This window comes from Pararoseomonas baculiformis (assembly GCF_017813395.1).
Taxonomy (GTDB): Bacteria; Pseudomonadota; Alphaproteobacteria; order Acetobacterales; family Acetobacteraceae; genus Roseomonas; species Roseomonas baculiformis.
Window position 1 is genome coordinate 64,549 of record NZ_JAGIZB010000011.1, and the last position, 26,940, is coordinate 91,488.

The 26,940-nt window shown below is 70.1% G+C and carries 25 protein-coding genes and 1 pseudogene; 24 read left to right on the top strand and 2 right to left on the bottom strand.

What is annotated here, in order from left to right; translation table 11 throughout:
• Positions 1-33: 33 nt before the first annotated feature.
• Positions 34-306, bottom strand: a complete 273-nt coding sequence (locus J8J14_RS12960) for a hypothetical protein (protein WP_209379948.1) — start codon at positions 304-306, stop codon at positions 34-36.
• Positions 307-412: 106 nt separating this feature from the next.
• Between J8J14_RS12960 and J8J14_RS12965 the strand changes: the two genes are divergently transcribed.
• The 6 genes from J8J14_RS12965 (at position 413) to J8J14_RS12990 (ending at position 8,419) form a co-directional block, all read left to right on the top strand.
• Complete coding sequence (locus J8J14_RS12965) at positions 413-673, top strand: DUF1467 family protein (RefSeq protein ID WP_209379949.1); 261 nt, start codon at positions 413-415, stop codon at positions 671-673.
• A gap of 306 nt (positions 674-979) precedes the next feature.
• Positions 980-2,296: a proline--tRNA ligase gene (proS, locus tag J8J14_RS12970; protein ID WP_209379950.1), complete on the top strand. Its 1,317-nt coding sequence runs from the start codon at positions 980-982 to the stop codon at positions 2,294-2,296.
• On the top strand, positions 2,296-3,549 hold the full coding sequence (locus J8J14_RS12975; protein ID WP_209379951.1) for a lipoprotein-releasing ABC transporter permease subunit: 1,254 nt from the start codon (positions 2,296-2,298) through the stop codon (positions 3,547-3,549). The genes proS and J8J14_RS12975 overlap by 1 nt, the downstream gene beginning before the upstream one ends.
• Positions 3,542-4,246, top strand: coding sequence for an ABC transporter ATP-binding protein (locus tag J8J14_RS12980; protein ID WP_209379952.1), 705 nt, complete (start codon positions 3,542-3,544; stop codon positions 4,244-4,246). The genes J8J14_RS12975 and J8J14_RS12980 overlap by 8 nt, the downstream gene beginning before the upstream one ends.
• A gap of 75 nt (positions 4,247-4,321) precedes the next feature.
• Positions 4,322-7,768 carry a DNA polymerase III subunit alpha gene (gene dnaE / locus J8J14_RS12985; RefSeq protein WP_209379953.1) on the top strand — a complete coding sequence of 1,149 codons (3,447 nt, stop codon included), beginning with the start codon at positions 4,322-4,324 and terminating at the stop codon, positions 7,766-7,768.
• An 81-nt stretch (positions 7,769-7,849) separates the two neighbouring features.
• Positions 7,850-8,419, top strand: a complete 570-nt coding sequence (locus tag J8J14_RS12990; protein ID WP_209379954.1) for a hypothetical protein — start codon at positions 7,850-7,852, stop codon at positions 8,417-8,419.
• A 4-nt stretch (positions 8,420-8,423) separates the two neighbouring features.
• On the opposite strand, the gene J8J14_RS12995 is transcribed toward J8J14_RS12990, so the two are convergent.
• Positions 8,424-9,239: an NADPH-dependent oxidoreductase gene (locus J8J14_RS12995; RefSeq protein ID WP_209379955.1), complete on the bottom strand. Its 816-nt coding sequence runs from the start codon at positions 9,237-9,239 to the stop codon at positions 8,424-8,426.
• A gap of 188 nt (positions 9,240-9,427) precedes the next feature.
• Here J8J14_RS12995 and J8J14_RS13000 point away from each other — a divergent pair, with 188 nt between their 5' ends.
• From J8J14_RS13000 to J8J14_RS13085, 18 genes and pseudogenes are all read left to right on the top strand, one after another.
• Positions 9,428-9,985, top strand: a complete 558-nt coding sequence (locus J8J14_RS13000) for a type 1 periplasmic-binding domain-containing protein (RefSeq protein ID WP_209379956.1) — start codon at positions 9,428-9,430, stop codon at positions 9,983-9,985.
• A 204-nt stretch (positions 9,986-10,189) separates the two neighbouring features.
• Positions 10,190-10,945, top strand: a pseudogene (rpsB, locus tag J8J14_RS13005) (30S ribosomal protein S2); the annotation flags it as partial.
• A 324-nt stretch (positions 10,946-11,269) separates the two neighbouring features.
• Positions 11,270-12,184, top strand: coding sequence for a translation elongation factor Ts (tsf, locus tag J8J14_RS13010; RefSeq protein WP_209379958.1), 915 nt, complete (start codon positions 11,270-11,272; stop codon positions 12,182-12,184).
• A 186-nt stretch (positions 12,185-12,370) separates the two neighbouring features.
• Complete coding sequence (gene pyrH, locus J8J14_RS13015; RefSeq protein ID WP_209379959.1) at positions 12,371-13,090, top strand: UMP kinase; 720 nt, start codon at positions 12,371-12,373, stop codon at positions 13,088-13,090.
• An 11-nt stretch (positions 13,091-13,101) separates the two neighbouring features.
• A complete protein-coding gene (gene frr, locus J8J14_RS13020; RefSeq protein ID WP_209379960.1) occupies positions 13,102-13,674 on the top strand; it encodes a ribosome recycling factor in 573 nt (190 codons plus the stop codon).
• A gap of 13 nt (positions 13,675-13,687) precedes the next feature.
• Positions 13,688-14,437, top strand: a complete 750-nt coding sequence (gene uppS / locus J8J14_RS13025) for a polyprenyl diphosphate synthase (RefSeq protein ID WP_209379961.1) — start codon at positions 13,688-13,690, stop codon at positions 14,435-14,437.
• Positions 14,434-15,300: a phosphatidate cytidylyltransferase gene (locus J8J14_RS13030; protein ID WP_209379962.1), complete on the top strand. Its 867-nt coding sequence runs from the start codon at positions 14,434-14,436 to the stop codon at positions 15,298-15,300. The genes uppS and J8J14_RS13030 overlap by 4 nt, the downstream gene beginning before the upstream one ends.
• 18 nt (positions 15,301-15,318) lie before the next feature.
• Complete coding sequence (gene dxr, locus J8J14_RS13035) at positions 15,319-16,485, top strand: 1-deoxy-D-xylulose-5-phosphate reductoisomerase (RefSeq protein ID WP_209379963.1); 1,167 nt, start codon at positions 15,319-15,321, stop codon at positions 16,483-16,485.
• A gap of 39 nt (positions 16,486-16,524) precedes the next feature.
• Positions 16,525-17,652, top strand: coding sequence for an RIP metalloprotease RseP (gene rseP, locus J8J14_RS13040; RefSeq protein WP_209379964.1), 1,128 nt, complete (start codon positions 16,525-16,527; stop codon positions 17,650-17,652).
• 127 nt (positions 17,653-17,779) lie between these two features.
• Positions 17,780-20,116: an outer membrane protein assembly factor BamA gene (gene bamA, locus J8J14_RS13045; RefSeq protein ID WP_245215741.1), complete on the top strand. Its 2,337-nt coding sequence runs from the start codon at positions 17,780-17,782 to the stop codon at positions 20,114-20,116.
• Between the two features lie 26 nt (positions 20,117-20,142).
• On the top strand, positions 20,143-20,931 hold the full coding sequence (locus tag J8J14_RS13050; RefSeq protein WP_245215742.1) for an OmpH family outer membrane protein: 789 nt from the start codon (positions 20,143-20,145) through the stop codon (positions 20,929-20,931).
• Between the two features lie 4 nt (positions 20,932-20,935).
• Positions 20,936-21,988, top strand: coding sequence for a UDP-3-O-(3-hydroxymyristoyl)glucosamine N-acyltransferase (gene lpxD / locus J8J14_RS13055; RefSeq protein WP_209379967.1), 1,053 nt, complete (start codon positions 20,936-20,938; stop codon positions 21,986-21,988).
• Positions 21,989-21,990: 2 nt separating this feature from the next.
• On the top strand, positions 21,991-22,482 hold the full coding sequence (fabZ, locus tag J8J14_RS13060; RefSeq protein ID WP_209379968.1) for a 3-hydroxyacyl-ACP dehydratase FabZ: 492 nt from the start codon (positions 21,991-21,993) through the stop codon (positions 22,480-22,482).
• Positions 22,479-23,303, top strand: coding sequence for an acyl-ACP--UDP-N-acetylglucosamine O-acyltransferase (gene lpxA, locus J8J14_RS13065; protein WP_245215753.1), 825 nt, complete (start codon positions 22,479-22,481; stop codon positions 23,301-23,303). Before fabZ ends, lpxA begins: the two co-directional genes overlap by 4 nt.
• Positions 23,304-23,321: 18 nt before the next feature.
• Entirely contained in the window at positions 23,322-24,182 is an 861-nt protein-coding gene (locus J8J14_RS13070; protein ID WP_209379970.1) for an LpxI family protein, read from the top strand.
• Positions 24,179-24,580, top strand: a complete 402-nt coding sequence (gloA, locus tag J8J14_RS13075) for a lactoylglutathione lyase (RefSeq protein WP_209379971.1) — start codon at positions 24,179-24,181, stop codon at positions 24,578-24,580. Before J8J14_RS13070 ends, gloA begins: the two co-directional genes overlap by 4 nt.
• A gap of 1 nt (position 24,581) precedes the next feature.
• On the top strand, positions 24,582-25,979 hold the full coding sequence (locus J8J14_RS13080) for a YcjX family protein (protein ID WP_209379972.1): 1,398 nt from the start codon (positions 24,582-24,584) through the stop codon (positions 25,977-25,979).
• Positions 25,980-26,011: 32 nt separating this feature from the next.
• Complete coding sequence (locus J8J14_RS13085; RefSeq protein WP_209379973.1) at positions 26,012-26,881, top strand: DUF697 domain-containing protein; 870 nt, start codon at positions 26,012-26,014, stop codon at positions 26,879-26,881.
• Positions 26,882-26,940 lie beyond the last annotated feature (59 nt).

The following is a 26,940-nucleotide window of genomic DNA, read 5'->3' on the forward strand; positions in this document are numbered from 1 at the left end:
GGCCTGACCCGGCCGGGGCGGGCGGGAAGGGCCTCAGCGCAGGTTGAACTGGAGTGTGACGCCGGATTGGGGCGGCACATAGACGGGGGGCGGGCCGGCATAGTAGCGGCGGCGCTCATACTCGTCGCGGCGGCGGGCCTCGCGCCAGCGCTCGCGGCGCCAGCGTTCCTCACGGATCGCCTCGCGTCGCTCATGGCGTTCCCACCGGTGGTAGTCTCTCTCCCAGGGCGGCCGGGCCTCGGCCGTCACGGGCAGGAGGGGCAGAACCGCCAGGGCGAGGCCGGCGAAAAACGTGGTGCGTCGCATGTCGGTCTCCTCTGGAGCACCCATGCTCTCCTGGAGCATGCATGCCCGGAGAACGCGCGGGGCGGCCGGGAGATTACGGCGGGGTCATGGCGAGGGAGAGCTTCGGATGGGATGGGTAGCGGGCACGGTTGTGTTCTTCCTGGTGTGGTGGACAGTGCTTTTCGCCGTTCTGCCCATCGGCATCCGCCCGGATCCCGAGGCGGCGGCGGAGGGTGGCTGGCGCGGGGCCCCGCAGCATGTGCGCGTGCTCCGGATCGTCCTGCTGACGACCCTGGTTTCCATCGTGATCTGGTGCGGGATCGAGTGGCTTGTCCGGTCCGATTGGGTGTCTTTCCGGAGTGGCTGGCTTGCTATGCCTGCGGATTAGTCAATTGCGCGTTTCTTGGATGCGTATGCACAAAAACAATCCAGAACGCGCCGGGAGAGCTCAAAATTTCGGCTGGATCCGGCTGAAAAGGCTTTCTCCGTCGGGTGCGGTGCAGCATGATCGGGACATGGAAGAGGGCTTTTCCTCTTCCGCCGTGTGACTGGCGTTTCCTCCCTAAACTCGGGCCGTCCCTTCGGGGCGGCCCTTCTTTTTTGGCCCATGCCCGGCGCCGCCCCGAAGGCACATTGCGCCACCCGCGTCTTGCTCTAGGTTGCGCGCCCGAACCTCACCCCGGAGCCTATTCCCTTGCGCCTCTCCCGCGCCTTCCTGCCCACGCTCAAGGAAACGCCCGCCGAGGCGCAGATCGTCTCGCACCGCCTCATGCTGCGGGCGGGGCTGATCCGGCAGACCAGCGCCGGCATCTATGCCTGGCTGCCGCTCGGCCTGAAGGTGCTGCGCAAGGTCGCCGAGATCGTCCGGCAGGAGCAGGACCTGGCCGGCGGCCAGGAAATCCTGATGCCGACCATCCAGCCCGCCGAACTCTGGAAGGAGAGCGGCCGGTATGACGACTACGGCAAGGAGATGCTCCGGATCACCGACCGGCATGACCGGGAGATGCTCTTCGGCCCGACCAACGAGGAAATGGTCACCGACATCTTCAAGACCTACGCCAAGTCGTACCGGGACCTGCCGCGCAACCTCTACCACATCCAGTGGAAGTTCCGGGACGAGATCCGCCCCCGCTTCGGCGTGATGCGCGGCCGTGAGTTCCTGATGAAGGACGCCTATTCCTTCGATCTCGACCAGGCCGGTGCCACGGAATCCTACCGCCTGATGTTCCGCGCCTATCTGCGCACCTTCGCGCGGATGGGGCTGAAGGCCATTCCGATGCAGGCCGATACCGGCCCGATCGGCGGTAACCTCTCCCACGAGTTCATCATCCTGGCCGAGACGGGAGAGAGCGTCGTCTATCTCCACAAGGACCTGCTGGACTTCGACGTGCTGGCCCAGGACCCCAGCGGCACGGGCGATCCCTCGCCGGTGGTGGATTTCTGGACCAGCCGCTACGCCGCGACCGACGAGAAGCATGACGAGGCGGCCTGGGATGCGATCCCGGCCGAATCCCAGGTTACCGCCAGGGGCATCGAGGTCGGGCATATCTTCTATTTCGGCACGAAGTACTCGAAGCCGATGGGGCTGACCGTCGCCGGGCCGGACGGCACGCCGGTGGTGCCCGAGATGGGTTCCTACGGCATCGGCGTCTCCCGCCTGCTGGCCGCCATCATCGAGGCCGGGCATGACGATGACGGGATCATCTGGCCGGATGCCGTGGCGCCCTTCGCCTGCGCCATCCTGAACCTGAAGCCCGGCGATGCCGCGGCCGATGCGCTCTGCGAGAGCCTCTACGCCGCCCTGCCGAATGAGGCTGTCTATGACGACCGCCCCGAGCGAGCCGGCGCCAAGTTCGCCGATGCGGACCTGATCGGCTATCCCTGGCAGGCCATCATCGGCCCGCGCGGGGCCGCCAAGGGCATCGTGGAGCTGAAGCGCCGCGCCACGGGCGAGCGGCTGGAGTTGCCGCTGGAGGAGGCGGTGGCCCGGATCAAGGCGACGATCGCCTGATGTTCTCGCCCTTCGAGCGCGCCGTCGCCTTCCGCTACCTGCGCGCCCGCAAGGGCGAGCGCTTCGTTTCCGTCATCGCCATCTTCTCGCTGGTGGGCATCGCGCTGGGCGTGGCGACGCTCATCATCGTCATGTCCGTGATGAACGGCTTCCGGCAGGAATTGCTGGGGCGGATCCTCGGGCTGAACGGGCATCTCGGCGTCTATGCCGAGGGTAATTCGGGACTGCGCGACTATGACGACATCGCCGCCCGCATCCGCCAGCTTCCCGGCATCGTCTCGGCCACGCCCATCGTGGAAGGGCAGGTCCTCTTCACCAGCGAGGGCGGCGGCGCGACGGGCGGGCTGGCGCGTGGCATCCGGCCCGAGGACCTGCGCGCGCGCCCGCTGATCGCGAACAACATCCAGGCCGGCAGCCTGGAGCAGTTCGGGCGGGAGGACAGCATCGTCGTCGGCACCCGCCTGGCACGGCGCCTGGGGCTGCGGATCGGGGACAGGATCACCCTCGTCTCGCCCCAGGGGCGTGCCACCGTCGTCGGCACCGTGCCGCGCCTCAAGGCTTATGAGGTGGTGGCGATGTTCGAGGCCGGGATGCAGGAATATGACTCGGGCTATGTCTTCCTGCCGCTCGATGCCGCGCAGATCTATTTCCAGCATCGCGACACGGCCACGCAGGTGGAGGTCTTCGTCGAGAACCCGGACCGGGTGAACCTCGCGACGCGGGAGATCTTCCAGGCCATGCGCGGGCGCCCCGTGCGGGTGCTGGATTGGCAGGCCTCCAACTCCTCCTTCTTCGCCGCGGTGCAGGTGGAGCGGAACGTCATGTTCCTCATCCTCACCCTCATCATCATCGTGGCGGCCTTCAACATCATTTCGTCGCTGATCATGCTGGTGAAGGACAAGGGGCGGGATATCGCGGTGCTGCGCACCGTGGGCGCCACGCGGGGTGCCATCCTGCGGATCTTCCTGCTCGCGGGCGCATCGATCGGCGTCGCGGGCACGCTGATCGGCTTCGCCATCGGCCTGGTCTTCTGCCTCAACATCGAGAACATCCGGCAGTTCCTCCAGTCCCTGACGGGGACGGAGCTCTTCAGCGCCGAGATCTACTTCCTCACCAAGCTGCCGGCCGTGGTGGACCCGACGGAGGTGGCGCAGGTCGTGGGCATGGGCCTCGGGCTCTCGCTGCTGGCCACCATCTATCCTTCCTGGCGCGCGGCGCGGCTGGATCCGGTGGAGGGCCTGCGCAATGCCTGAGGCACCGCTCGCGTCCGGCCCGGCGGCGCCCCTGGCGCTGCGCGGGGTTGAGCGCCGCTACAGGTCCGAGGCCGGGGAGCTGCCCGTGCTGCGCGGCGCCGATCTGGACCTGCATGCGGGGGAGATCGTTGCCCTCGTCGCGCCATCCGGCACGGGCAAGTCCACCCTGCTGCATGTGGCGGGCCTGCTGGAGAAGCCCGATGGCGGGCGCGTGCTCGTCGAGGGGCGGGATTCCGGCCATCTGGGCGACGATGCCCGCACCGCCCTGCGGCGGGAGACGATCGGCTTCGTCTACCAGTTCCACCACCTGCTGCCGGAGTTCACGGCCGAGGAGAATGTGGTGCTGCCCCAGCTCGCCGCCTCGCGCGGGCGGCGGGAAGCCGAGGCCCGGGCGCGCGAGCTCCTGGGGGCCTTCGGCCTGGAGCACCGCCGCGACCACCGCCCCAGCCGCCTTTCGGGCGGCGAGCAGCAGCGCGTCGCCATCGCCCGCGCCCTGGCGAACGCGCCCAAGGTGCTGCTGGCGGATGAGCCCACGGGAAACCTGGATACCGGCACCGCCGATCTGGTCTTCGCCGAGCTTCTGGAAGCGGTGCGGGGCAGGGGGCTCGCTGCCCTCATCGCCACCCATAACCCGGAGCTGGCGTCGCGGATGGACCGCATCGTCACCCTGCGGGATGGGCTGATCGTCCCCGCCTAGCCACAGTCGCGGATGTTCCGCCCACGCCGCCCGAATCGCTGCGGCGGCGGGGCGGAATGACTATATATCCGGGGCATGTCCGGCAGCTTCGTCCATCTCCACGTCCACTCCGCCTATTCGCTCGCCGAAGGCGCCGTGAAGGCCGACAAGCTCCCTGGCCTGGCGAGGAAGGCGGGGATGCCCGCCCTGGCGCTGACCGACACGGCCGTGATGTTCGGCGCGCTGGAGTTCAGCCAGTACGCCACCAAGGAGGGGGTGCAGCCCATCATCGGCTGCCAGCTCTGGCTTGCGCGGCAGAAGGAGCCGGAGCGGCCGGAGGCCGCGCGCCTGCCGCCTGATCCCGTGGTCGCGCTCGCGATGGACAAGCCGGGGCTGGAGAACCTCCAGCGCCTCTCCTCCCTGGGCTGGCTGGGGGAAGACCCCTCCGGCAAGCCCGCCATCAGCCTGGACCAACTGCGGGAATATGCCGCGGGCATCTTCCTTCTCACCGGCGGCACGCTCGGCCCGCTGGGGCGGCTGCTGGCCGAAGGGCGCCGTTCGATGGCGGAAGGGCTGCTGGCCGCGCTGCGCGAGGGCTTCGGCGACAACCTGGCCGTCGAGCTGACGCGCCACGGCACGGAGCGCGACCGGGCGGTGGAGCCGGGGCTGCTGGCCCTGGCCGATGCCGCCGCCGTGCCAATCGTGGCTGCGAATGACGTGTATTTCGCGACCGCCGCGGCGCATGAGGCGCATGACGCGCTTCTCTGCATCGCCGAGGGCCGGACGCTTGCCGAGCCGGATCGCCGCCGCCTGACGGCCGAGCACTGGTTCAAGCCCCCCGCGGCCATGCGGGAACTCTTCAAGGACCTGCCGGAGGCCTGCGACAACACGCTGGCGATCGCGCGCAAATGCGCCGTGATGGCCGAGACGAAAAAGCCTGAGCTGCCCATCAGCCGAAAGGTCGAGGCCGGCCTGACCGAGGCCGAGATCGTGCAGGACATGGCGCGGAAGGGGCTCGAGAAGCGCCTGGACGCGCAGGCCACGCTCGAGGACCAGCGCCCCGCCTACCGGGAGCGGCTGGAATTCGAGCTGGGCATCATCGAGAAGATGGGCTTCTCCGGCTACTTCCTGATCGTGGCGGACTTCATCCAGTGGGCGAAAGCCCATGACATTCCCGTCGGGCCGGGCCGCGGATCGGGCGCGGGCTCGGTGGCGGCCTGGGCGCTGACCATCACCGACCTGGACCCGATGCGCTTCGGCCTGCTTTTCGAGCGCTTCCTGAATCCCGAGCGCGTCTCGATGCCGGACTTCGACATCGACTTCTGCCAGGACAGGCGCGAGGAGGTGATCAACTACGTCCGCAACGAGTACGGGCCGGACCGCGTGGGCCAGATCATCACCTTCGGGCGGCTGCAGGCCAAGGCGGTGGTGCGCGATGTCGGCCGCGTCATGGGCATGCCTTTCGGGCAGGTGAACAAGATCGCGGAGCTCATCCCGTTCAACGCCGCCAAGCCGCCCACGCTGCAGGAGGCGCTGGATGGCGAGCCGCGCCTGCGCGAGATGCGCGAGACGGACGAGAACGTGGACCGCCTGATGCACACGGCGCTCCAGCTTGAAGGCCTGTACCGCAACGCGTCCACCCATGCGGCGGGCGTGGTGATCGGGCGGAAGCCGCTGATCGAGATCGTGCCGCTCTACCGCGACCCGCGCAGCGACATGCTCGTGACGCAGTACTCGATGAAGTATGTCGAGAGCGCGTCATTGGTGAAGTTCGACTTCCTTGGGCTGAAGACGCTCACGGTGATCCAGCGCGCGCTGGACATCCTCGCCGGGCAGGGCGTGACGATCGACATTACGACCGTCCCGCTGGACGACGCGCCCACCTACGAGATGCTGGCCAAGGGTGATGCGGCCGGCGTGTTCCAGTTCGAAAGCCAGGGCATGCGGGACGTCCTCCGCATGATGCGGCCCGACCGGTTCGAGGACCTGATCGCCGCGGTGTCGCTCTACCGCCCGGGACCGATGGCCAACATCCCGGCCTATTGCGCCCGCAAGCACGGCCAGGCCTGGGAACCCGTGCATCCGGCGATGCGCAGCCTGGTTGAGGAGACCTACGGGATCCTCGTCTACCAGGAACAGGTGATGCAGATCAGCCAGGAGCTTGCGGGCTACTCGCTCGGCGGCGCCGACCTGCTGCGGCGCGCCATGGGCAAGAAGATCCGCTCCGAGATGGAGGCGCAGCGCAAGATCTTCACCGAAGGGGCCGTGAAGAACGGCATCCCGGAGGACAAGGCGGGCGAGATCTTCGACCTGATGGAGCGCTTCGCGGAATACGGCTTCAACAAGTCGCACGCCGCCGCCTATGCCCTCGTTTCCTACCAGACGGCCTGGCTCAAGGCGAACCACGCGGTGGAGTTCCTGGCGGCGATCATGTCGCTGGACATGACGAACACCGACAAGCTCGCCTCACACCTGTCGGAAGCGTCGCGCCTGGGCATCAAGGTGCTGCCGCCCGATGTGAACCGGAGCGAGGCCGAGTTCGCGGTCGAGATCCAGGAGGATGGCAGCAAGGCCATCCGCTTCGCGCTGGCCGCGGTGAAGCGCGTCGGCCTCGGCGCCATGCAGGACCTGGTCAAGGCGCGGAAGGTGGGGGGGGCTTTCAGGTCCCTCACGGATTTCGCGGATCGCGTCGATCCGAAGTTGCTGAACAAGATGCAGCTGGAGAACCTCGCCCGCGCCGGTGCCTTCGAATGCCTGGACAAGAACCGCGCCCGCGTGACCGAGGGGGCCGAGCAGATCCTGCGCCGTGCCCAGGCCTCGGCCGAGGATCGCAGCAGCGCCCAGATCGGCCTTTTCGGCGCGCCCGGCTCCTCGGCCGACACGCCGCCCCTGCGGCTGCGGGAGATGCCGGACTGGCCGCAGCTGGACCGGCTGGCGCAGGAGGCGGAGGCCATCGGCTTCCACCTTTCCGCCCATCCGCTGGATGCCTATCGCGAGGTGCTGGCGAAGCTCGGCGTCTGCCCCATCGCGAAGATGACGGAGCGTGCCCAGGGCGGGGCTGGGCGGCTGAAGCTGGCCGGCACCGTGATCGGCACCAAGGAGCGCACCACCAAGACCGGAAGCCGCATGGCCTGGGTCCGTATCTCCGATTCCTCCGGCAGCACGGAGGTGACCTGCTTCTCCGAGATTCTGGGCAAGTGCCGGGATATGCTGGGAGAGGGAAACGCGGTGATGTTCTCCGCCGAGGTGAAGGTGGATGGCGAGGCCGTGCGCCTGACCGCCCTGGATTGCGAGCCGCTGGAGCGGGCCGCCCAGTCCGTTGGCCAGGGCCTGCGCGTCGAGATCGCGGCCATGGAGGCGCTGGAGCCGCTGCGCAGCCTTCTGGAGCGTGAGGGCAGGGGAAAAGGAGAGGTGATCATTATCCCCCGAACCGGGCCGGGACAGGAGGTGGAGCTGACCCTGCCCGGGCGGTGGAATGTCTCACCTCGCCTTGCACAGGCGCTGAAGGTCATTCCTGGGGTGGAAATGGTGGAGGCGGCGTAACCGGCCATCCATTTTGGCGCCATCATCCCCATCTATGGATCGGCCCCAGAGGCCGGACAATTGGGACCAGATGGAGCAGGGATGATCCAGGAGGCCACCGGGGACCGCCGCCGCGCGCTGGAGGACGCCTTCTTCGCGCATGACAATGGCGGGTCCCCCCACGGTGCCCACGCGGCCGTCGGGCACGACATGCGGCCGCAGGCACTGTCCGCCGCTTCCGGCATCACCGATCCGGCCCTGCTGGCGCGGCTGGTGGCCGCCGGGATAGACGGGGACACGCTCACCTGCCTGTCACTCGCTCCGCTGGTGGCCGTGGCCTGGGCCGATGGCGCCCTGGACGCCAAGGAAAGGGCGGCGCTCCTCACCGCCGCCGCCGAGAGCGGGATCGAGCGTCAGGGTCCGGCCTTCCGGCTCCTGGAAGACTGGCTGGCCCATCCGCCCCCGCCACAGCTGATCGAGGCCTGGAGCCACTATGTGCGCGACCGGGGCGCGGCGATGGAGCCCGGCGCCGTCCAGGCCTTGCGGCTCCATCTCCTCGGCCGCGCCAGGCGCGTGGCGGAGGCGGCGGGCGAGCTGCTCGGCCATGCCCGGCCTGTCTCGCCGGCGGAGGAGGCGATGCTGGAACGGCTGGAGCGCGCCTTCGCGACCTGAGGGATCAGCGCAGCCCGAAGCCCAGCGCCCGCAGCGTCGCCGCCATCCTGTCCCGCCCCTGCAGCGCTTCTGCGCCGGCCACGCGCTTCAGCATCCGGCCGGACCAGGTGGCGCGCCCCATGCCCTGGGCCTCGGAGAAATCGGCCAGCCGCTCGTCATAGGCGGCAAGCTCCGCACCCTCTCCGGCGGCGGCATAGGTCTCGCGATGCAGGACTAGGGATTGGGGAAGCCGCGGCTTCACCGCGCTTGGCACGGCGGGGTCCGGCCAGCCGACGCAGAGGCCGAAGGCCGCGAAGGCATTCGGCGGCAAGGCGAGTTCCGCCGCCACCTCCGCCGGCCGGTTCCGCAGCGCGCCGACATAGACGGTGCCCAGGCCGAGCGATTCCGCCGCCACCAGCGCGTTCTGGGCCGCGAGCGCCGCATCGACGAGCGCGACCATGTAGGCCTCGAGGAATTCCAGCCCTTCCAGCGGCTCGCCCCCGGCCTGCCCGAGCCGTTGCAGGCGCGACAGGTCGGCAATCCAGCAGAGGAAAAGCGGGGCGCGGGCCACGAAGCCCTGGTTCCCCGCCAGAGCCGCCAGCCTGGCCTTCCGGCCGGGCTCCTCCACCGCCACCACGCTCCAGGCCTGCATGTTGGAGGAGGTGGGGGCCGAGGAAGCGGCCGCCACCAGGGTCTCCAGCGTGCCCGGTTCCAGCGGGCGGTCGAGATAGGCGCGGACCGAGCGATGCGCGAGCAGGCTCTCCACCACCGGGCTGCTCGGGCCGGCGGGGAGGCCGGTCTGGCCGTAGCGCGCGGCCAGGGCGGGGGAGGGGGCGTTCATGCGATCGAGCAATCCTGGGAATCGGGCCGGCGGAGACTGCCACCGGGGCGGGAGCCCTCCCAGGCATGCGGGTGCGCCCCAGTCGGAACCGGCATTGGAAGCGGCGTTGGAAGCCCCGCGGGGCTTCCCTAAGCTATGTCTGTCATGGAGCGCCCAGGCCTGGGCGCTCCGGCTGGCGGGAGAGAACAATGAGCAGGGACTTCCTGGACGAGCGCCGCCGCGCGCTGGAGGAGGCGTTCTTCGCCAGGCACAATGAGGAGCTGATCCGAAAGCTCCGCGCCGCCGATCCCGGAAGGCCGGAGCGGGAAAGGCTGGCCGATGCCTCAGGGCTCCAGGACGCGGCGCTGCTGGACCGGCTCGTCGGCCTTGGCATCCGGGGGGAGACGCTGGCGGCGCTCACCCTTGTCCCGCTCGTGGTCGTCGCCTGGTGCGATGGCACCCTCGGGGAGAAGGAGCGCGCCGCCATCCTCGAGGCGGCGCATCATGCCGGGCTGGATGGAACCGGCCCCGGCCGCGAGCTTCTCGCCGCATGGCTGGCCAAGGCCCCGCCTCCCGGGCTGCTCGGGGCCTGGACCGACTATGTCCATGCCCTTTCCCCCGAGGCCCGGGCGACCTTGCGGCGCCAGGTGATGGACCGCGCCACCCAGGTGGCGGAGGCGGCGGGCGGGATGCTGGGCTTGCTGAACGGCATCTCCCCCGCCGAGCGCCGGACGCTGCAGCAGCTGGAAGCCGCCTTCGCCACCTGAGCGCCGGGGCAGGGGGCGTAAGCCCTTGCCCGGCCGGGCAGGCCATGCCATATCGCGCCCGCCGGACGCGGGATCTTCCCGCGCCCGGCAAATCCGCACGCGGTGCGCCCTTCCGAGAAACGCGGCAGGGTCCGGTCGTCCCATCCGGGACGTTCAGCGCCGCGGAGGCCCAACCGGATCAATCGGAAGGAAGGAACCGCCACCATGGCGATGCCCGACGTTACCCTGCGCGGCCTGCTCGAGGCCGGCGTCCATTTCGGCCACCACACCCGCCGGTGGAACCCGAAGATGGCCCCGTACATCTTCGGCGTGCGCAACCAGGTGCATATCCTGGACCTGCAGCAGACCGTCCCCCTGATGGACCGTGCGCTCCGCACCGTCCGTGACGTGGTGGCCGGTGGTGGCCGCGTGCTCTTCGTGGGCACGAAGAAGGCGGCCGCGGACTACGTGGCCGAGGCCGCGACCCGCTGCGGCCAGTACTACGTGAACCACCGCTGGCTGGGCGGCATGCTCACCAACTGGAAGACCATCACCGGCTCCATCAAGCGCCTGAAGCAGATGGACGAGCAGCTGGCCGGCAACACCCAGGGTCTCACCAAGAAGGAGATCCTGATGCTGACCCGCGAGCGCGAGAAGCTCGACCGCGCGCTGGGCGGCATCCGCGAGATGGGCGGCCTGCCGGACATCATCTTCGTGATCGACACGATCAAGGAGAAGCTGGCGATCGAGGAGGCCAACAAGCTCGGCATCCCCGTGGTTGCCGTCTGCGACTCCAACGCCGATCCCTCGGGCGTCGCCTTCCCCATCCCGGGCAATGACGACGCGATCCGCGCGATCAACCTCTACTGCGACATGATGGCCGCGGCCGTGTTCGACGGCATCTCCGCCGAGCTCTCCGCCTCGGGCATGGATGTGGGCGCGCAGGCCGACCTGCCGACCGAGGTCCTGCCGGAAGAGGACGGCCTGCCGGGCGCCGGCGCGATCCCGGAGACGCTGGGCGGCGCCGAGGTGGCCGATGGTCCGGTGCTCGAGGGTGCCGTGCAGTCCAGCCCGACCTCGGGCGTGGATCGCGAGAGCCTGGAGCAGATGGTCCAGAACAACCGCGACGACGGCAACAACGCCGGCTGATCGCCCGCGGGGCGGGCGGGGCTGATCCCGCCCGGCTCGCAAGGACCTGAACGCGCCGGGGTGGCATGGCTGCCCCGGCGTGTCGCATACAGCGGCATCACGACTCGCCGGGCCAAGCCCACGGGTTCCGCCGCGCCTGAAGACGGGAAGACAGAGATGGCCGAGATCACGGCAGCCATGGTCCGCGACCTGCGCGAGAAGACCGGCGCGGGCATGATGGACGTCAAGAAGGCCCTGGTGGAGAGCAATGGCGACGCGGAGGCCGCGATCGACTGGCTGCGCAAGAAGGGCCTGTCCGCCGCCGCCAAGAAGTCCGGCCGCGTGGCCGCCGAGGGGCTGATCGGCGTTGCCAACAGCGGCACGAAGGCCGCCATGGTCGAGGTGAACGCCGAGACCGACTTCGTGGCCCGCAACGAGCAGTTCCAGGGCCTGGTCGAGACCGTGGCCAAGGTGGCCCTCGAGGTTGGCGAGGATGTCGAGGCCATCAAGGCGGCGCCCTATCCGGGTGCCAGCCACACGGTCGCCGAGGAGCTGACCCGCCTGATCGCCACGATCGGCGAGAACATGACGATCCGCCGCGCCCGCGTGCTCTCGGTCGGCACCGGCGCCGTCGCCACCTATGTCCATTCGGCCGTGAAGCCGGGCCTGGGCAAGATCGGTGTGCTGGCCGCCCTCCAGGCCGCCGATGGCGGGGACGCGATCCTCACCCTTGGCCGCCAAATCGGCATGCATGTCGCCGCCGCCCGACCGGAGGCGCTGGATATCTCCGCGGTGGACAACTCCGCCCTGGAGCGCGAGCGGGCGGTGCTGACCGAGCAGGCCCAGGCCTCCGGCAAGCCCCCCGCGGTCATCGAGAAGATGGTCGAGGGCCGTATCCGCAAGTACTACGAGGAAGTGGTGCTGCTGGAGCAAGTCTGGGTGCATGACGGCGAGAGCCGCGTGAAGGCCGTGGTCCAGAAGTCCGGCGCCGAGCTGGTGGGCTTCGCCCGCTTCCAGCTGGGCGAGGGCATCGAGAAGGAAACCTCGGACTTCGCCGCCGAGGTGGCCGCCGCCGCCGGGACGGCAGCCTGAAGCGAAGGCCGGGCCGCGCAGGCCCGGCCCGGCATCCCGGGCGGCACGGATAGCCCCTGGCCGGGATGGCCGATATCACCGCCGGACGCTGCGCGCCCGGCGGTTTCCAATGCCCGACGGGGCCGGCGCCTTGCCGGAACCGGCGGGTCCGACTACCCTTGCACCTTCCCGGGACCGCCTGAAAGAATGACCAGCCTCCGCTACAAGCGTGTCCTTCTGAAGGTTTCCGGGGAGGCCCTGATGGGGCCCGGCTCCTACGGCCTGGATGGCACCACGGTGAACGCGATCGCCGAGGACGTCGCCGCCGTGACCCGCCTGGGCATCCAGGTCAGCCTCGTCATCGGCGGGGGCAACATCTTCCGCGGCGTGTCCGGCGCCGCCGCCGGTATGGACCGCGCCCAGGCCGATGGCATGGGCATGCTGGCCACCGTGATCAATGCGCTTGCCATGCAGAACGCGCTCGAGAAGGCGGGCGTGCCGGTGCGCGTGCAATCCGCCATCCCCATGGCCAGCCTGTGCGAGCCCTTTATCCGCCGCCGCGCCGAGCGGCATATGGAAAAGGGGCGGGTGGTGATCTTCGCCGCCGGTACCGGAAATCCTTTCTTCACCACCGACACGGCCGCTGCCCTGCGCGCCGCCGAGATGGGCTGCGATGCGCTGCTGAAGGGCACGCAGGTCGATGGCGTCTACACCGCCGATCCGCGCAAGGACCCTGCCGCCGAGCGCTACGAGACGCTCACCTATCTCGACATGCTGGCGCGCGACCTGGCCGTGATGGATGCCGCCGCCATCTCGCTCGCCCGCGAGAACAAGCTGCCGATCATCGTCTTCAACATCCACGAGCCGGGTGCTTTCACCGCCGTCATGAAGGGCGAGGGCAAGTTCACCACGGTCCACGAGAGCTGAGGGACACGACCATGGCCGCCCCGCCGAACTTCCCCGACCTGCGCAAAGACCTGGTTCGCCGCATGGACGGCTCGCTGGAGACGCTCCGCAAGGAGTTCTCCGGCCTGCGCACCGGCCGTGCCAGCCCCGCCCTGCTGGAGCCGATCCGGGTTGAGGCCTATGGCAGCAACCAGCCGCTGTCCCAGGTGGCGAATATCTCCATCGCCGGCCCCGGCCTGCTCTCCGTGCAGGTCTGGGACAAGTCGGTCACCAAGGCCGTCGAGGTGGCGATCCGCGATGCGAATCTGGGCCTCAACCCGCAGGCCGAGGGGCAGGTGATCCGTGTTCCCCTGCCGCCGCTGACCCAGGAGCGCCGCAACGATCTGGCGAAGCAGGCCGCCAAATATGCCGAGGCGGCGAAGGTCGCGGTGCGTGGCGTGCGGCGGGACGGAATGGAGACGATCAAGGGTTGGGAGACCAAGTCCGAGATCTCCAAGGACGACGCCAAGCGCTGGTCGGACGATGTGCAGAAGCTGACGGACGAGTACGTCAAGAAGGTGGATGTCGCACTCGCCGAGAAGGAAAAGGACATCAAGGCCGTTTGAGCCTGCCCTGCCCATGAGCGCCGCCACTCAGCCCATCCTGCGGACCGGGAACACCTCCCCCGCCGCACCCGTCCATGTCGGGATCATCATGGATGGCAACGGACGCTGGGCGGCAGCCCGCGGCGTGCCACGGGCCCTTGGCCACAAGGCCGGGGCCGAGGCCACACGCCGCGCCGTTCAGGCCGCGGGGGAGCAGGGGGTGAGCTGGCTCACCCTTTTCGCCTTCAGCAGCGAGAACTGGCGCCGCCCGGCCGACGAGGTGCGCGACCTGACCGGCCTGATGCGCCACTACCTCCGGCATGAGGTGGACCAGCTGGTCGAGCAGGGCGTGCGCCTGCGCGTGATCGGCGACCGCACGGCCTTCGGCAGCGGCATGCAGGCCGAGATCGAGCGCGCCGAGGCCGCCACGGCGGGCAACACCCGCCTGAACCTGAACGTTGCCCTTTCCTATGGTGGGCGGGCCGAGATCACGAAGGCGGCCCGCGATCTGGCGCGCCGCGCCGCCGCCGGGGAGATCGACCCGGACGCGATCGACGAGTCGGCGCTGGCCGGCGCGCTGGAAACGGCCGGCATGCCCGATCCGGACCTGATTATCCGTACCTCCGGCGAGCAGCGGATCTCCAACTTCCTGCTCTGGCAGGCCGCCTATGCCGAGTTGGTGTTCCAGCCCGTGCTCTGGCCGGATTACGGCCCCGAGCACATGCGGGAGGCCATCGCCGAGTTCCGCCGGCGGGACCGCCGCTTCGGCGCCCGCGCCGGATGACGCCCGGACCGGCGCAGCCAGCAGCCGCGAGCAAGGCCAAGAACTGGCGCGACCTTCGCAAGCGGGCGCTGTCCGCCCTCGTGCTTGGCCCCGCCGCCCTGCTCTGCGTCTGGCTCGGGGCGAATGTCTATACGCTGCTTCTCGCCGCGGGGGCGGCGATCCTGACCTGGGAATGGGTGCGCCTCTGCGGCCTGCGCACCGCGAAGCTGCCGGGGGCCGGGGTTCCCGTTGCCGTCTTCCTGGCCGGGGCACTGGCCGTGGCGGAGCTGGCGCCCATTGCCTGGCTGGTTCTCGTCGCCGGCTTCCTCCTCACCTGGGCCTGGGCCGAGCGGCTGCGCGGGCGTGACAGGCCCGAGCAGCCGGCGCTGCGCCTTGCCCTGGGTGTCCTCTATATCGGCGTCGCCTTTCTCTGCCTGATCGAGCTGCGGCACGAGAACGAGGCAGGCCGGGCCAATCTCATCTTCCTGCTCCTCGTTGTTTGGGCCAGCGACATCGGCGCCTATCTCGCCGGGCGTGCGTTCGGAGGCCCGCTGCTCTGGCCGCAGGTATCCCCGGCCAAGACCTGGAGCGGCGCCATGGGCGGCCTACTCCTCGCCATGGCGGTAGGGGGCTTCGCCGCGGTCCAGCTGGCCCCTGGCAGCCCGTTGCGGGCAGCGGCGGCGGCGGCGGTGCTGGCCGTCGCCACCCAGTCGGGCGATCTGCTCGAATCCGCCATCAAGCGCCACTTCAAGGTGAAGGACACCTCCAGCCTCATCCCCGGCCATGGTGGGCTGCTGGACCGGCTGGACGGGCTGCTGGCTGCCGCGCCGGCCGCCATGATCCTGGCTCTGCTCATCGGTTACGGCGGCGCCCTTTGGCGCTGATCCACTGGTGCCCCTGACATGACCCGAAGCATCACTATCCTCGGCGCCACCGGCTCGGTGGGGCGCAGCACCATCGCGCTTCTCGAAGCCGCGCCGGAGGGCGCCTTCTCCGTTGAGGCCCTGGTGGCTGGACGGGACGCTGCCGGGCTGGCCGCCGCCGCGCGCCGCCTGCGTGCCCGCATTGCCGTGCTGGCCGACCCCGCCGGGCTGCCCCCCCTTCGCGATGCCCTGGCCGGCAGCGGGATCGAGGCCGCGGCGGGCGAGGCGGCGGTGATCGAGGCCGCGTCCCGTCCGGTGGACTGGACCATGGCGGCCATTGTCGGTGCCGCGGGGCTGGGCCCGACCCTGGCCTCCCTGCGCCGTGGCGGCACGCTGGCGCTGGCCAACAAGGAGGCGCTTGTCTGCGCCGGCGAGATCGTGCTGGCCGAGGCACGGGCCGCCGGGGCCACCCTGCTTCCCGTCGATTCCGAGCACAACGCCATCTTCCAGGCGCTGGACGCGCGGGATCCCGCGATGGTGGAGCGCATCATCATCACCGCCTCCGGCGGCCCCTTCCGGACAGCCACCGAGGCGGAGATGCGGGCCGCGACGCCGGAGCAGGCGGTGCGCCACCCCGTCTGGTCCATGGGCGCGAAGATCAGCATCGACAGTGCCACCATGTTCAACAAGGGGCTGGAGTTGATCGAGGCAGCGCGCCTGTTTCCGGTGCCGGAGGAGCGGTTGGAGGTGCTGGTGCATCCCCAGTCCGCCGTGCATGGGCTGGTGCAATATGCCGACGGCTCGCTGCTGGCCCAGCTCGGCACCCCGGATATGCGCACCCCGATCGCCCACGCCCTGGCTTGGCCGGGGCGGATGCAGGCCGATGTGCCGCGGCTGGACCTCGCCGCCCTGGGGCGCCTGGAGTTCCACGCGCCGGACGAGGCACGCTTTCCGGCGCTCCGCCTGGCGCGGGAGGCCTTGCGGGCGGGGCAGGGGGCCACCACCATCCTGAATGCGGCGAATGAGGTGGCGGTGGAACGGTTCCTGGCGCGCCGGCTCGGCTTCCTGGACATTGCCGCGCTGGTCGAGGCGGTGATGGACCGGTTGGGCAACCCGTCCGTCCCGAGTCTCGACGCCGTTCTTGCCCTGGATGCCCAGGCGCGGGCGGAGGCCGGGCAGATCGCCGGGCAGCTGGCCGAAGCCTGACCCGCCGCTCAACCAAGCGCCCTGCACAGAGAGAATCAGGTGGACTTCCTCCCCGACCCCTTCCGCACCATCCTCGCCTTCGTGGTGGTGCTGGGCGTTCTCGTCTTCTTCCATGAGCTCGGCCATTACGCGGCGGCGCGCTGGCGCGGGATCTTCGTCGAGAAGTTCTCCATTGGCTTCGGCCGCCCGATCGCGGCCTGGACGGACCGGCGCGGCACGGATTGGCAGATCGGGTGGCTGCCCCTGGGCGGCTACGTGAAGCTCTATGGACAGGACGGAGCGGGGGACGTCACCGATTCGGCGGACGTTCCTCCCCGGCCGGACCCGCGCGGCCCGCGCTTTCACGACAAGCCGGTCGGGGATCGCGCCATCGTGGTGGCGGCCGGCCCGATCGCGAACTTCGTCCTCGCGGCCGTGCTTTTCTCCGCCCTTTTCATGGCGGTGGGCCGCCCTGTCGGGAACACCACGGTGGCCTCGGTTGTCGAGGGAGGCGCGGCGCAGACCGCCGGCATCCTGCCGGGCGACCGGATCATGGCGCTGGACGGCACCAGCGTCAGCCGCTTCGAACAGGTCCAGGCCTATATCCAGCCCCGCGCGGGGCAGCCGGTGCGCGTCACCCTGCAGCGCGACGGGCAGGAACTGACGGTGAGCACCACGCCGGCCTCGCGCCCAGGGCGGGGCGAGGGTGCGGCGCCCGTGGGCATGCTGGGGATCGGTGGGGGCGCGGCAAGCTATGAGCGCACGGATCCGCTCACGGCGATCTGGGGCGGGGTAGCCTATACGGCCGATGTCACCGTGCAGACCCTGGGCGGGATCTGGCAGATGATCACGGGGCAGCGCGGCACCGAGGAAATCGGCGGTCCGTTGCGCATCGCCCAGCTTTCCGGGCAGGTGGCCAGCTTGGGCTTCGCGAACCTCGTCACCTTTATGGCCGTGCTGTCCGTGAACCTGGCCCTGATCAACCTTTTCCCCATCCCCGTGCTGGATGGCGGGCACCTGGTCTTCTATGCGCTGGAGGCGATCCGGGGCCGTCCGCTGCCGCCGCGGGCCGTGGAATATGGTTTCCGCGCCGGGCTGGCCGTGCTCGCCACGCTTTTCGTCTTCGCGACCTGGAACGACCTGGCCAGCTTCGGGCTGTTCCGCTGGGTGCAGGGGCTCTTCAGCTGAAGAGCATGGATTTTTTCGCTTTCGCGCCAGAGCCCTGGGCGTGAAACTTTCGCGGGGGTGGCAACACACGGTGCTTGCCGCTAGGTTGCGCCCCCGCGAACCGGAACAGCCGGCACAGGATCACGCCTTGCACGCCTCGCCTTTCTCCCGGGCCCTTCTGCTGGCCGCCACCTGCCTCGTGCCTGTGACGGTTTCCGTCGCCGAGGCCCAGACGCGCAGACCCGCGGCCCAGCGCCCCGCCGCCGCGCGCCCTGCCTCCGGCACGGTCCAGGGCATCGACGTCCAGGGCAACCAGCGCATCGAGGCGGAGACCATCCGCTCCTACATGCTGCTGCAGCCCGGGGACGCCTTCGAGGAGGATCGGCTCGACCGCTCCCTCCGAACCCTCTTCGCCACCGGCCTGTTCCGGGACGTGCGTGTCGCCCGCCAGGGGGACCGCATCCTGGTGCAGGTGGAGGAGAACCCGATCGTCAACCGGGTCGCCTTCGAGGGGAACAGCAAGCTGAGCGACGACGTGCTGCGCAACGAGACGCAGCTCCGCTCCCGCTCGGTCTTCACCGCCCAGGCAGCGCAGGCCGACCGGTCCCGCCTGCTGGAGATCTATGCCCGCCGCGGCCGGCTCTCGGCGACGGTGGAGCCGAAGATCATCCAGCTCGACCAGAACCGGGTGGATGTCGTCTATGAGGTCCGCGAGGGCGATGTCGCGCTGGTCAGCCGCATCAACTTCGTCGGCAACCGCTCCATCTCGGATAGCCGGCTCAAGGAGATCGTCGCGACGCGCGAGGCGGCCTGGTACCGCCCCTTCAGCAGCAGCGACACCTATGAGCCGGAGCGCCTGAACTTCGACCGCGAGCTGCTGCGCCGCTTCTATCTCCGCCAGGGCTATGCGGATGTGAACGTGACGAGCGCGACCGCCGAGCTGGCGCCGGACCGGACGGGCTTCTTCGTCACCTATACGATCGACGAGGGCCGCCGCTATCGCCTGGGCAAGGTGGAGACCACCTCCGCCCTGCGCAACGTCACCGCCGAGCAGCTCCGCCGCGAGGTCGAAATCTCCTCGGGCGACTGGTACGATGGCGAGGCCGTGGAGCGCGTCTCCGAGGCCATGTCCGACCGCGCCAACCAGCTCGGCGCACCCTTCGTCGAGGTGACGCCGCGCATCGTCCGCAACACCGAGGCGGGCACGGTGGACATCACCTTCGAGGTGAAGGAGGGCAACCGCCTTTATGTCGAGCGCATCGACATCTCGGGCAATGTCCGCACCCAGGACCGGGTGATCCGGCGCGAGTTCCGCATCGCCGAGGGTGATGCCTTCAACGCCGCCCAGGTGCGCCGTTCACGCCAGCGCATCCGCAATCTCGGCTACTTCAACGACGCGACCATCTCCACCACCCCCGGCTCCACCCCGGACCGCGTGGTGCTGGGCGCCAATGTGAGCGAGCGTGCCACGGGCGAGGTCTCGATCGGTGGCGGCTACTCCACGGATGCGGGCGCGCTGGCCGATCTGGGCCTGCGCGAGCGCAACCTGCTGGGCACGGGCATCGATGCACGCATCAACGGCGTGATCGCGCAGCGGCGCAGCCAGCTCGACCTCTCCGTGACGGACCCGTCCTTCCTGGACCGCAACCTCGCGGTCGGCGCGGACATCTTCTACATCAACCGCGACCTGCTGGATTATTCGGGCTACCGCGAGCGCCGCTACGGCTTCGCGCTGCGCGCCGGCTACGAGTTCAACGAGTATCTGCGCCAGTCCTGGTCCTACACTCTGTCGAACCGCAACATCTTCGATGTTAATCCGAACGCCTCGCGCTACATCCTGGAGCAGCGCGGCGAGACGCTGCTTTCGCAGATCGGCCAGACCCTCACCTATGACCGGCGCGACAGCCGGCTGGACCCGCGCACCGGCTACCTGATCCGGCTGGGCACGGACTTCGCCGGCCTTGGCGGCGACGTGCAGTATGTGCGCGGCCGGCTGGACGGCGCCTACTACATTCCCTTCGAGCGGCTCCTGGGTGATCCGGCCTATGTGCTCGCGATCCAGGGCTCGATCGGCTACCTGGAGCCCTTCGGCGGGAAGGACGAGCGGATCGTCGACCGCTTCTTCCTGGGCGGCGAGAACCTGCGCGGCTTCGAGACCGCGGGCGCTGGCCCGCGCGACACGACCACGCGCGACAGCCTTGGCGGCCGCTTCCTCTATACCCAGACCACCGAGTTCCGCTTCCCGCTTCCCCTTCCCGACGAGATCGGCCTGAGCGGCCGGGCCTTCGTGGATGTCGGCGGGCTGAGCGGCTCCTCCTCTGGTCCGGGTATCGTGGATGACTCCTCGCCCCGCGTCGGCGCCGGCGTGGGCGTTTCCTGGCGCAGCCCCTTCGGGCTCATCAACCTGGACTTCGCGCAGGCCGTCGTGAAGAAGTCCTACGACGAGACGCAGTTCTTCCGCTTCGGCTTCGGCACGCGGTTCTGAGAACGAAGAAGACTGGAGTTCGCATGATGACCGCGCGTCCCGCGCTCGCCGCACTGGCGGCGCTCCTGATCCCGGCTGGCGCCGCGCTGGCCCAGTCCTCCGACCCCGGCTTCTTCATCCCGCCGCAGCAGGGTGGCGGCGCCCAGAGCCGCCCCGCTCAGGCGCAGCAGCCGCAACGCCCGCCGCAGCAGCCGCAGCGCCAGCAGCAGGGCCGCCCGACCGGCCCGAACCCCGCGCCGCTCCCCCCTGGCCAGCCGCCGCCGGCCGCGGTGATCGGCATCGTGGACGTGCCCGAGATCCAGCGGAACTCGACCGCCTTCAACAGCGTGCGCGATGAGATCGAGAAGCGGCGCCAGAAGCTGAACGAGGACCTGCAGCGCGAGCAGACCCGCTGGCGCGAGGAGCAGCAGAACCTCGCGAACCAGCGCGCCACGATGAATCCCGATCAGCTGCGCCAGAAGGAGCGCGAGCTGCAGGAGCGCATCACGGACAGCCAGCGCGTCTTCCGCGACCGCTCCCGCGCGATCGAGCAGGTGGCCCAGGGCGCCCTGGGGGAGATCGAGCAGGCCATGGCGGTGGTGATCCGCCAGGTCGCGGCCAGCCGGAACGTGAACCTGGTGCTGCCGCGGCCGCTGGTGATCTTCAACGATGCGCCCTTCGACCTGACGGACGAGATCACCGCCCAGATCAACCGGGTGCTCCGCAACGTGAACATGCCGCCCGAAGGCCAGGCGCCGGCCCAGCCGGCCGCGCAGGGCGGCCAGGCGCCGGCACAGCGCCCGGCGCAGGCTCCGGCCCAGCAGCAGCGCCGCTAGGTCCGTGGCGGCGGATTCCCGCTTCCACGCCGTCGCCGGCCCCTTGCCGCTTGCGCGGATCGCGCAGGCCGGCGAGGTGACGGTGCCGGAGGGGGCGGGGGACCGCCTCTTCCGTGGCGTTGCCACCCTCCAGGCAGCCGGGCCGGAGGAAATCAGCTTCCTTGATGCGCGCCGCTGGCTGCCCGGCCTGAAGGAGAGCCGCGCCGGCGCGGTGGTGATCGCCCCCGAGAACCTGCATGCGGTTCCGGATGGGATGATCCCGCTGGTGTCGCCCATGCCGGTGCTGGCTTTCGCCCGGATCGCGGCGCTGCTCCATCCGCCGCCCGCGCCGGATGGCACCCGGCACCCGACCGCCGTGGTCGGGGAGGGCGCGTTGATTGGCGAGGGGTGCGAGATCGGCCCCTATGCCGTGGTCGAGGATGGCGCGGTGCTCGGCCCGCGCTGCATCGTCGGGCCCTATGCACATATCGGCCGGAACGTCGTGTTCGGGGCGGAATGCCGAATCCTCTCGCATGTGACCGTGACCCACTGCATCGCCGGGGACCGGGTGACGTTGAACCCGGGATGCCGCATCGGCAGCGAGGGTTTCGGCTTCGCCACCACCCCGCGTGGCGAGCATGTCACCGTGCCGCAGCTCGGCCGGGTGATCCTGGGCGACGGGGTGGAGGTGGGCGCGAATGCCTGTATCGACCGGGGCTCGGGCAATGACACGGTTCTCGGCCCGGGAACGCGGCTGGATAACCTCGTGATGCTCGGGCACAACGTCCGGACCGGCCGGGGCAATGTCATCGTGGCCCAGGCGGGCATCGCCGGCTCCACCGCCCTGGGCGACTATGTGGTCGTGGCGGCGCAGGTCGGCATCAACGGGCATGTGACGATCGGAGACAAGGTCCGGATCGGTGCCCAGGCCGGCGTGATGTCGGATGTGCCGGCCGGCATGGAAGTGGTGGGCACCCCGGCCATCCCCGTGCGGGAGGCGATGCGATCCTTCGCGGCGATGCGGAAGCTGGGACAGTCCAAGGCCGCCAAGGCGGCGCAAGAGAAGACGAGCGATTGAGAATGGCGGATAGCGAAGACAGGGCATCGCAGGGGGCGGCGGAGGGCGAGACTCGCGGCACGCTCGACATCGCCGGGATCATGGAGGCGATCCCCCATCGCTTTCCGTTCCTGCTGGTGGACCGGGTGGTGGACCTGATCCCGGGCGAGAGCTGCACGGGCATCAAGAACGTCTCGATCAACGAGCATGTCTTCCAGGGCCATTTCCCCCGCCATCCCGTCTTTCCCGGCGTGATGATCATCGAGAGCATGGCCCAGACGGCCGGCGTGCTGGTGGTGGAGACCCTCGGGCCGGATGCGCGGGGCAAGCTGGTCTATTTCATGTCCGTGGAGGGCGCGAAGTTTCGCAAGCCCGTGGTACCGGGCGACCAGATGCGGGTGCATGTGAAGAAGGAGCGCCAGCGCGGGAATGTGTGGAAGTTCTCCGCCGAGGCGAAGGTCGATGGCACGGTGGTGGCCGAGGCCACCTATGCCGCGATGATCCTGGACAGCTGAGCGTGCCGCAGATCCATCCCACGGCCATCGTGGAGGAAGGCGCGCGCATCGCCGGTTCCGTGGTCATCGGCCCCTATGCCACCGTGGGCGCCCAGGTCGTGCTCGACGAGGGTGTGCAGGTCGGCGCCCATGCGGTGCTGGACGGAGTGACCCATCTGGCCGAGGGCGTGCAGGTGCTGCCCTTCGCCTCGGTGGGCCTTCCGCCGCAGGACCTGAAATACAAGGGCGAGCCCACCCGGGTGGAGATCGGCCCGCGCAGCATCATCCGGGAGCACGCGACCGTGCACCGGGGAAGCGTGGGCGGCGAGGGCATCACCCGGCTCGGCGCCGATTGCCTCATCATGTGCGTCGCCCATGTCGGGCATGACTGCCAGCTCGAGGACAAGGTGATCCTCGCCAACAACGTCATGCTCGGCGGCCATGTCCATATCGGGGACAATGTCTTCGTGGGCGGCGGCACCGCCATCCACCAGTCCGTCCGCATCGGCCGTCAGGCCGTGATCGGTGGGATGAGCGGGGTGGAGCGGGACGTCATCCCCTTCGGTTCGTGCATGGGCAACCGCGCCCGACTGATCGGGCTGAACCTGATCGGGCTGAAGCGCCGCGGCTTCGGGCGCGAGGCGATCAACGCCCTGCGCGCGGCCTATCGCGGCCTTTTCCTGGGGCGCGGCACCTTTGAGGCGCGGATGGCGCTGGTGGCGCAGGACCAGGGTAGCCAGCCACAGGTGGCGGAGATCCTGGCCTTCATCGAGGCGGCGAGCCGCCGAGGCCTGATGCGCGCCGGTCGCCAGACCGACGACGCTGAGGCCGAAGCCGCCTGAGCCCATGGGCCTGACCCGATGAACGAGACCCCCGTTGCGATCGTCGCGGGTGGCGGCGCCATGCCCCTCCGCGTGGCCGCTGCCTGCCGCGCCATGGGTCGCCCCTTCGTGGCCGTGCTGCTGGAAGGATTCGCCAGGCCGGCCGAATGGGCCGGGGAGCGGGTGCTGACCATCCGAATGGGCGCGGCCGGGCAGGCGCTGGACTGGCTCCGTGCCAGCGGCGCCAAGCAGATCGTGCTGGTCGGCGATGTCCGCCGCCCCTCCTTCCTCTCCCTGCGCCCGGATGCCGGCGCGGCGAAGCTGGTCGCGCGGATCGGCATGCGGGCCTTTGGCGGGGATGACAGCCTTCTCACCGCGATCCGCCAGGTGCTGCAGGAGGAAGGGTTCGAGCCCATCGGTCCCGCGCGCTTCCTCACCCAGGCGCAGTGCCCGCCCGGCCTTCTCACCCGCGCCGCGCCGGATGCGGGGGCGCTGGCTGACATACGCCGTGGAGTCCAGGTCGTGCGCGCGCTCGGCGCCGTCGATGTCGGTCAGGGGGCCGTGGTCCAGCAGGGGCTGGTCCTGGCGGTCGAGGCGATCGAGGGCACGGATGCCATGCTCGCCCGCGCGCGGGAGCTTCGGCGTGAAGGCGCGGGCGGCGTGCTCGTCAAGCTGGTGAAGCCGGGCCAGGACCGCGAACTGGACCTGCCCGCGCTGGGCCCGCGCACGGTCGCCGGCGCCATCGCCGCGGGCCTGTCCGGGATCGCCTTCGAGGCCGAGGGCGCGCTTCTCGTCGATCGTGAAAGAATGGCGGAGCAGGCGGATTCCGCCGGGCTCTTCCTTCTCGCCATACGCCCGGATGACCATGTGCGGGCGGCAAGCACAGGAGCCGCGACATGAGCGACGCACCCCAGGGCAAGTTCCTGCACACCATGATCCGCGTTGGCGATCTGGAGCGCAGCATCGCCTTCTATACGAAGATGTTCGGCATGAAGGAGCTGCGCCGGAACGACGTGCCCGAGGGCAAGTACACCCTCGCCTTCCTTGGCTATGGCGGCAATGCCGCTGGCGAGGGCGAGATCGAGCTGACCTACAACTACGGCGTGGACAAGTACGAGCTGGGCTCGGCCTTCGGCCACCTGGCCCTGGGCGTGCCGGATGTCGCCGCCGCCTGCGAGCGTATCAGGGCGCAGGGCGGCAAGGTGGTGCGGGAAGCCGGGCCGGTGAAGCACGGCACCACCATCATCGCCTTCGTCGAGGATCCGGACGGCTACAAGATCGAGCTGATCCAGCGCTGACGTGATCCCCGACCCGATCCGCCTGATCTCCGACGCCGCCACCCGCACCGGGGAGGCGGCCATGGGGCTCGCGGGGAAGGAGCGCCTGCGGCTGGCCGTCACCGGTCTTTCGCGGGCGGGGAAAACGGTGTTCCTCACCTCTCTCGTCGCCAATCTCGTGGCGGCGGGGCAGGGGAGGCGCACCCTGCCGGCGCTGGAGGCAACCTCAGGCCGCCTCCAGCGCGCCCGCGCGATCCCGCCCGGGGTGGAGGCGACGCCGCGCTTCGATGCCGAAGCCCATCTGGCCGCCCTCGCCGCCGATCCGCCCCAATGGCCCGCGCGGACCGAGGATCTCTCCACTGTCTCGCTCTCGCTCACCCTGCGGCGGCGCGGCGTCTATGGGCAGGTGTTGCCGGACCGGGAGGTCACGCTCGACCTGCTCGACTATCCCGGCGAATGGCTGCTCGACCTGCCCATGTTCGCCCAGGATTTCGGCGCCTGGTCCGACGAGACCCTGGCCCGCATCGCAACGGGCCTTCGCGCTGCTCCGGCGGCCGAGTTCCTGGCCTTCGCCAACGCCCTGCCGGCCAACGCACCTGCCGAGGACTCGCTGGCCCGCCGTGGCCACCAGCTCTATCGCCGCTTCCTGCTGACGGCGCGGGACGAGCTGGGGCTCCGCTTCCTGCAGCCCGGCCGCTTCCTCAACCCGGGCCCATCGGGCGATGCGCCGATCCTGTGGTTCTTCCCGCTTCCCGCCACCATCCGGAACTCGCCCCTGGGCGGCCTGCTGGCCCGGCGGCATGAGGCCTATCTGCGCGACCAGCGCGACCGTTTCCTCGATCCCGTCTTCCGCCGCTTCGACCGGCAGGTGGTGCTGGTGGACGTGCTCGGCGCGCTGCATGCCGGGCGCGAGGCCTTCGAGGACACGGCCGAGGCGCTCTCCGCCATCTCCGCAACCCTGCGATATGGCAGGGGCTGGGTTGACCTGCTGACCGGCGCCGGGATCTCCCGTGTCGCCTTCGCGGCCACCAAGGCCGACCACGTCCCGGAGGTGAGCCGGGACAGCCTGGCCTCCCTCCTGGCCGATCTGGTCGATGCACCGCGCCGACGGGCCGAGATCGCTGGCGCCGGCGTTTCGGTCCACCCCGTTGCCTCCATCCGCTGCACGCAGGAGGCGACCGCCATGCATGAGGGCCGCCCCGCCCCGGCGGTGCGCGGCGTGCTGCTGGAGAATGGCCGCTGGGCCACGGTGGATCCGGGGCTGGTTCCTGCCCGCCGCCCGCCCGAGAGCTTCTGGAACGCCGCCTATTTCCAGATGCCGGTGTTCCGCCCCCCGGGGCTGGGCCGGGACGGCCATGGGGGCGTGCCGCATATCGGTCTCGACAGCCTTCTCTCCGCCCTGATCGGGGACGCGCTGTAATCCGGCCCGCGCCGGGCCATATGGCCTGTGCCATGAGCGAGACCGCACCCCGCCCGCCCCGGATCCAACTGGAAGAGGAGGCCGGCCCCGCCCGCATCGACCTGGCCTGGCAGGAGGGCACGGAGCCGGCCGCGCTGGCTTCGCCCGGCCTGTCCACCCTGTCCCTGCTGGCGATCGGGATCGCGATCCTGATCCTGGGCTTCTCCGCGCTCGCCGCCGGGAATTATGTCGCGGAACAATTCGCGCGCTCGGCCTGGCTGGGCTGGCTGACCCTGGCCCTGGCCCTGGCGGGCTTCGGCGCGATCTTCTGGGCGGCATATCGCGAGTTCCGCGCCCTGTTCCTGTTGCGGGAGGTGGATGAGGCACGTGCCGCCTTCGCCCGTGGCGACTTCGCCTCGGCACGCCGCCATGTGCTGGCCTGGGCCGAGCCGATCCCGCTTGCCGCCCCGGTCCTGCCCGCCCTGCGGAAGGCCCCTGATCTCGCGGCGCTTCGGGCGCTGCTGGAGAGCGGTCCCCTTGCCGCGCTGGATGCCGAGGCCCGTGCTCTGGGGCGCAGGGCCGCGGTGCAGGGCTTCGCCGCCACGGCCATCAGCCCCTCGCCGGCGCTGGATGCGCTGGTGGTGGGCTGGCGCGGCCTGAGGCTGGTGCGGCAGGTGGCCGCGCTGCACGGCATGCGGCCCGGAATCGCCGCCACTGCCTCGCTGCTGCGCCGCGCCGCCTTCGATGCCGCGACAGTTGCTGCCACCGAGGTGGCGACGGACACGGCGGTGCGCGCCATCGTCAGCAATCCCCTGGTCGGCCATGTGGTCGGGGAGGCCGCGACGGGCGCCGTCGCCGCGCGGCGCCTGATCACCCTGGCCCGTGCCACGGCGGTGGCCTGCCGGATCCTTCCCCGGGACTAGATCCCGGGCGGCGTTTACCCGTCCTTCAGCCCCGGTGGAGAGACTGCGCGCGCAATCGC

What these genes read in the sequence shown, in the direction of transcription:
- J8J14_RS12960 (WP_209379948.1), bottom strand. Translation starts at nt 306, where the DNA reads ATGCGACGCACCACGTTTTTCGCCGGCCTCGCCCTGGCGGTTCTGCCC.
- J8J14_RS12965 (WP_209379949.1), top strand. Translation starts at nt 413, where the DNA reads ATGGGATGGGTAGCGGGCACGGTTGTGTTCTTCCTGGTGTGGTGGACA.
- J8J14_RS12975 (WP_209379951.1), top strand. Translation starts at nt 2,296, where the DNA reads ATGTTCTCGCCCTTCGAGCGCGCCGTCGCCTTCCGCTACCTGCGCGCC.
- J8J14_RS12980 (WP_209379952.1), top strand. Translation starts at nt 3,542, where the DNA reads ATGCCTGAGGCACCGCTCGCGTCCGGCCCGGCGGCGCCCCTGGCGCTG.
- dnaE (WP_209379953.1), top strand. Translation starts at nt 4,322, where the DNA reads ATGTCCGGCAGCTTCGTCCATCTCCACGTCCACTCCGCCTATTCGCTC.
- J8J14_RS12990 (WP_209379954.1), top strand. Translation starts at nt 7,850, where the DNA reads ATGATCCAGGAGGCCACCGGGGACCGCCGCCGCGCGCTGGAGGACGCC.
- J8J14_RS12995 (WP_209379955.1), bottom strand. Translation starts at nt 9,239, where the DNA reads ATGAACGCCCCCTCCCCCGCCCTGGCCGCGCGCTACGGCCAGACCGGC.
- J8J14_RS13000 (WP_209379956.1), top strand. Translation starts at nt 9,428, where the DNA reads ATGAGCAGGGACTTCCTGGACGAGCGCCGCCGCGCGCTGGAGGAGGCG.
- tsf (WP_209379958.1), top strand. Translation starts at nt 11,270, where the DNA reads ATGGCCGAGATCACGGCAGCCATGGTCCGCGACCTGCGCGAGAAGACC.
- pyrH (WP_209379959.1), top strand. Translation starts at nt 12,371, where the DNA reads ATGACCAGCCTCCGCTACAAGCGTGTCCTTCTGAAGGTTTCCGGGGAG.
- frr (WP_209379960.1), top strand. Translation starts at nt 13,102, where the DNA reads ATGGCCGCCCCGCCGAACTTCCCCGACCTGCGCAAAGACCTGGTTCGC.
- uppS (WP_209379961.1), top strand. Translation starts at nt 13,688, where the DNA reads ATGAGCGCCGCCACTCAGCCCATCCTGCGGACCGGGAACACCTCCCCC.
- J8J14_RS13030 (WP_209379962.1), top strand. Translation starts at nt 14,434, where the DNA reads ATGACGCCCGGACCGGCGCAGCCAGCAGCCGCGAGCAAGGCCAAGAAC.
- dxr (WP_209379963.1), top strand. Translation starts at nt 15,319, where the DNA reads ATGACCCGAAGCATCACTATCCTCGGCGCCACCGGCTCGGTGGGGCGC.
- J8J14_RS13050 (WP_245215742.1), top strand. Translation starts at nt 20,143, where the DNA reads ATGACCGCGCGTCCCGCGCTCGCCGCACTGGCGGCGCTCCTGATCCCG.
- fabZ (WP_209379968.1), top strand. Translation starts at nt 21,991, where the DNA reads ATGGCGGATAGCGAAGACAGGGCATCGCAGGGGGCGGCGGAGGGCGAG.
- J8J14_RS13070 (WP_209379970.1), top strand. Translation starts at nt 23,322, where the DNA reads ATGAACGAGACCCCCGTTGCGATCGTCGCGGGTGGCGGCGCCATGCCC.
- gloA (WP_209379971.1), top strand. Translation starts at nt 24,179, where the DNA reads ATGAGCGACGCACCCCAGGGCAAGTTCCTGCACACCATGATCCGCGTT.
- J8J14_RS13085 (WP_209379973.1), top strand. Translation starts at nt 26,012, where the DNA reads ATGAGCGAGACCGCACCCCGCCCGCCCCGGATCCAACTGGAAGAGGAG.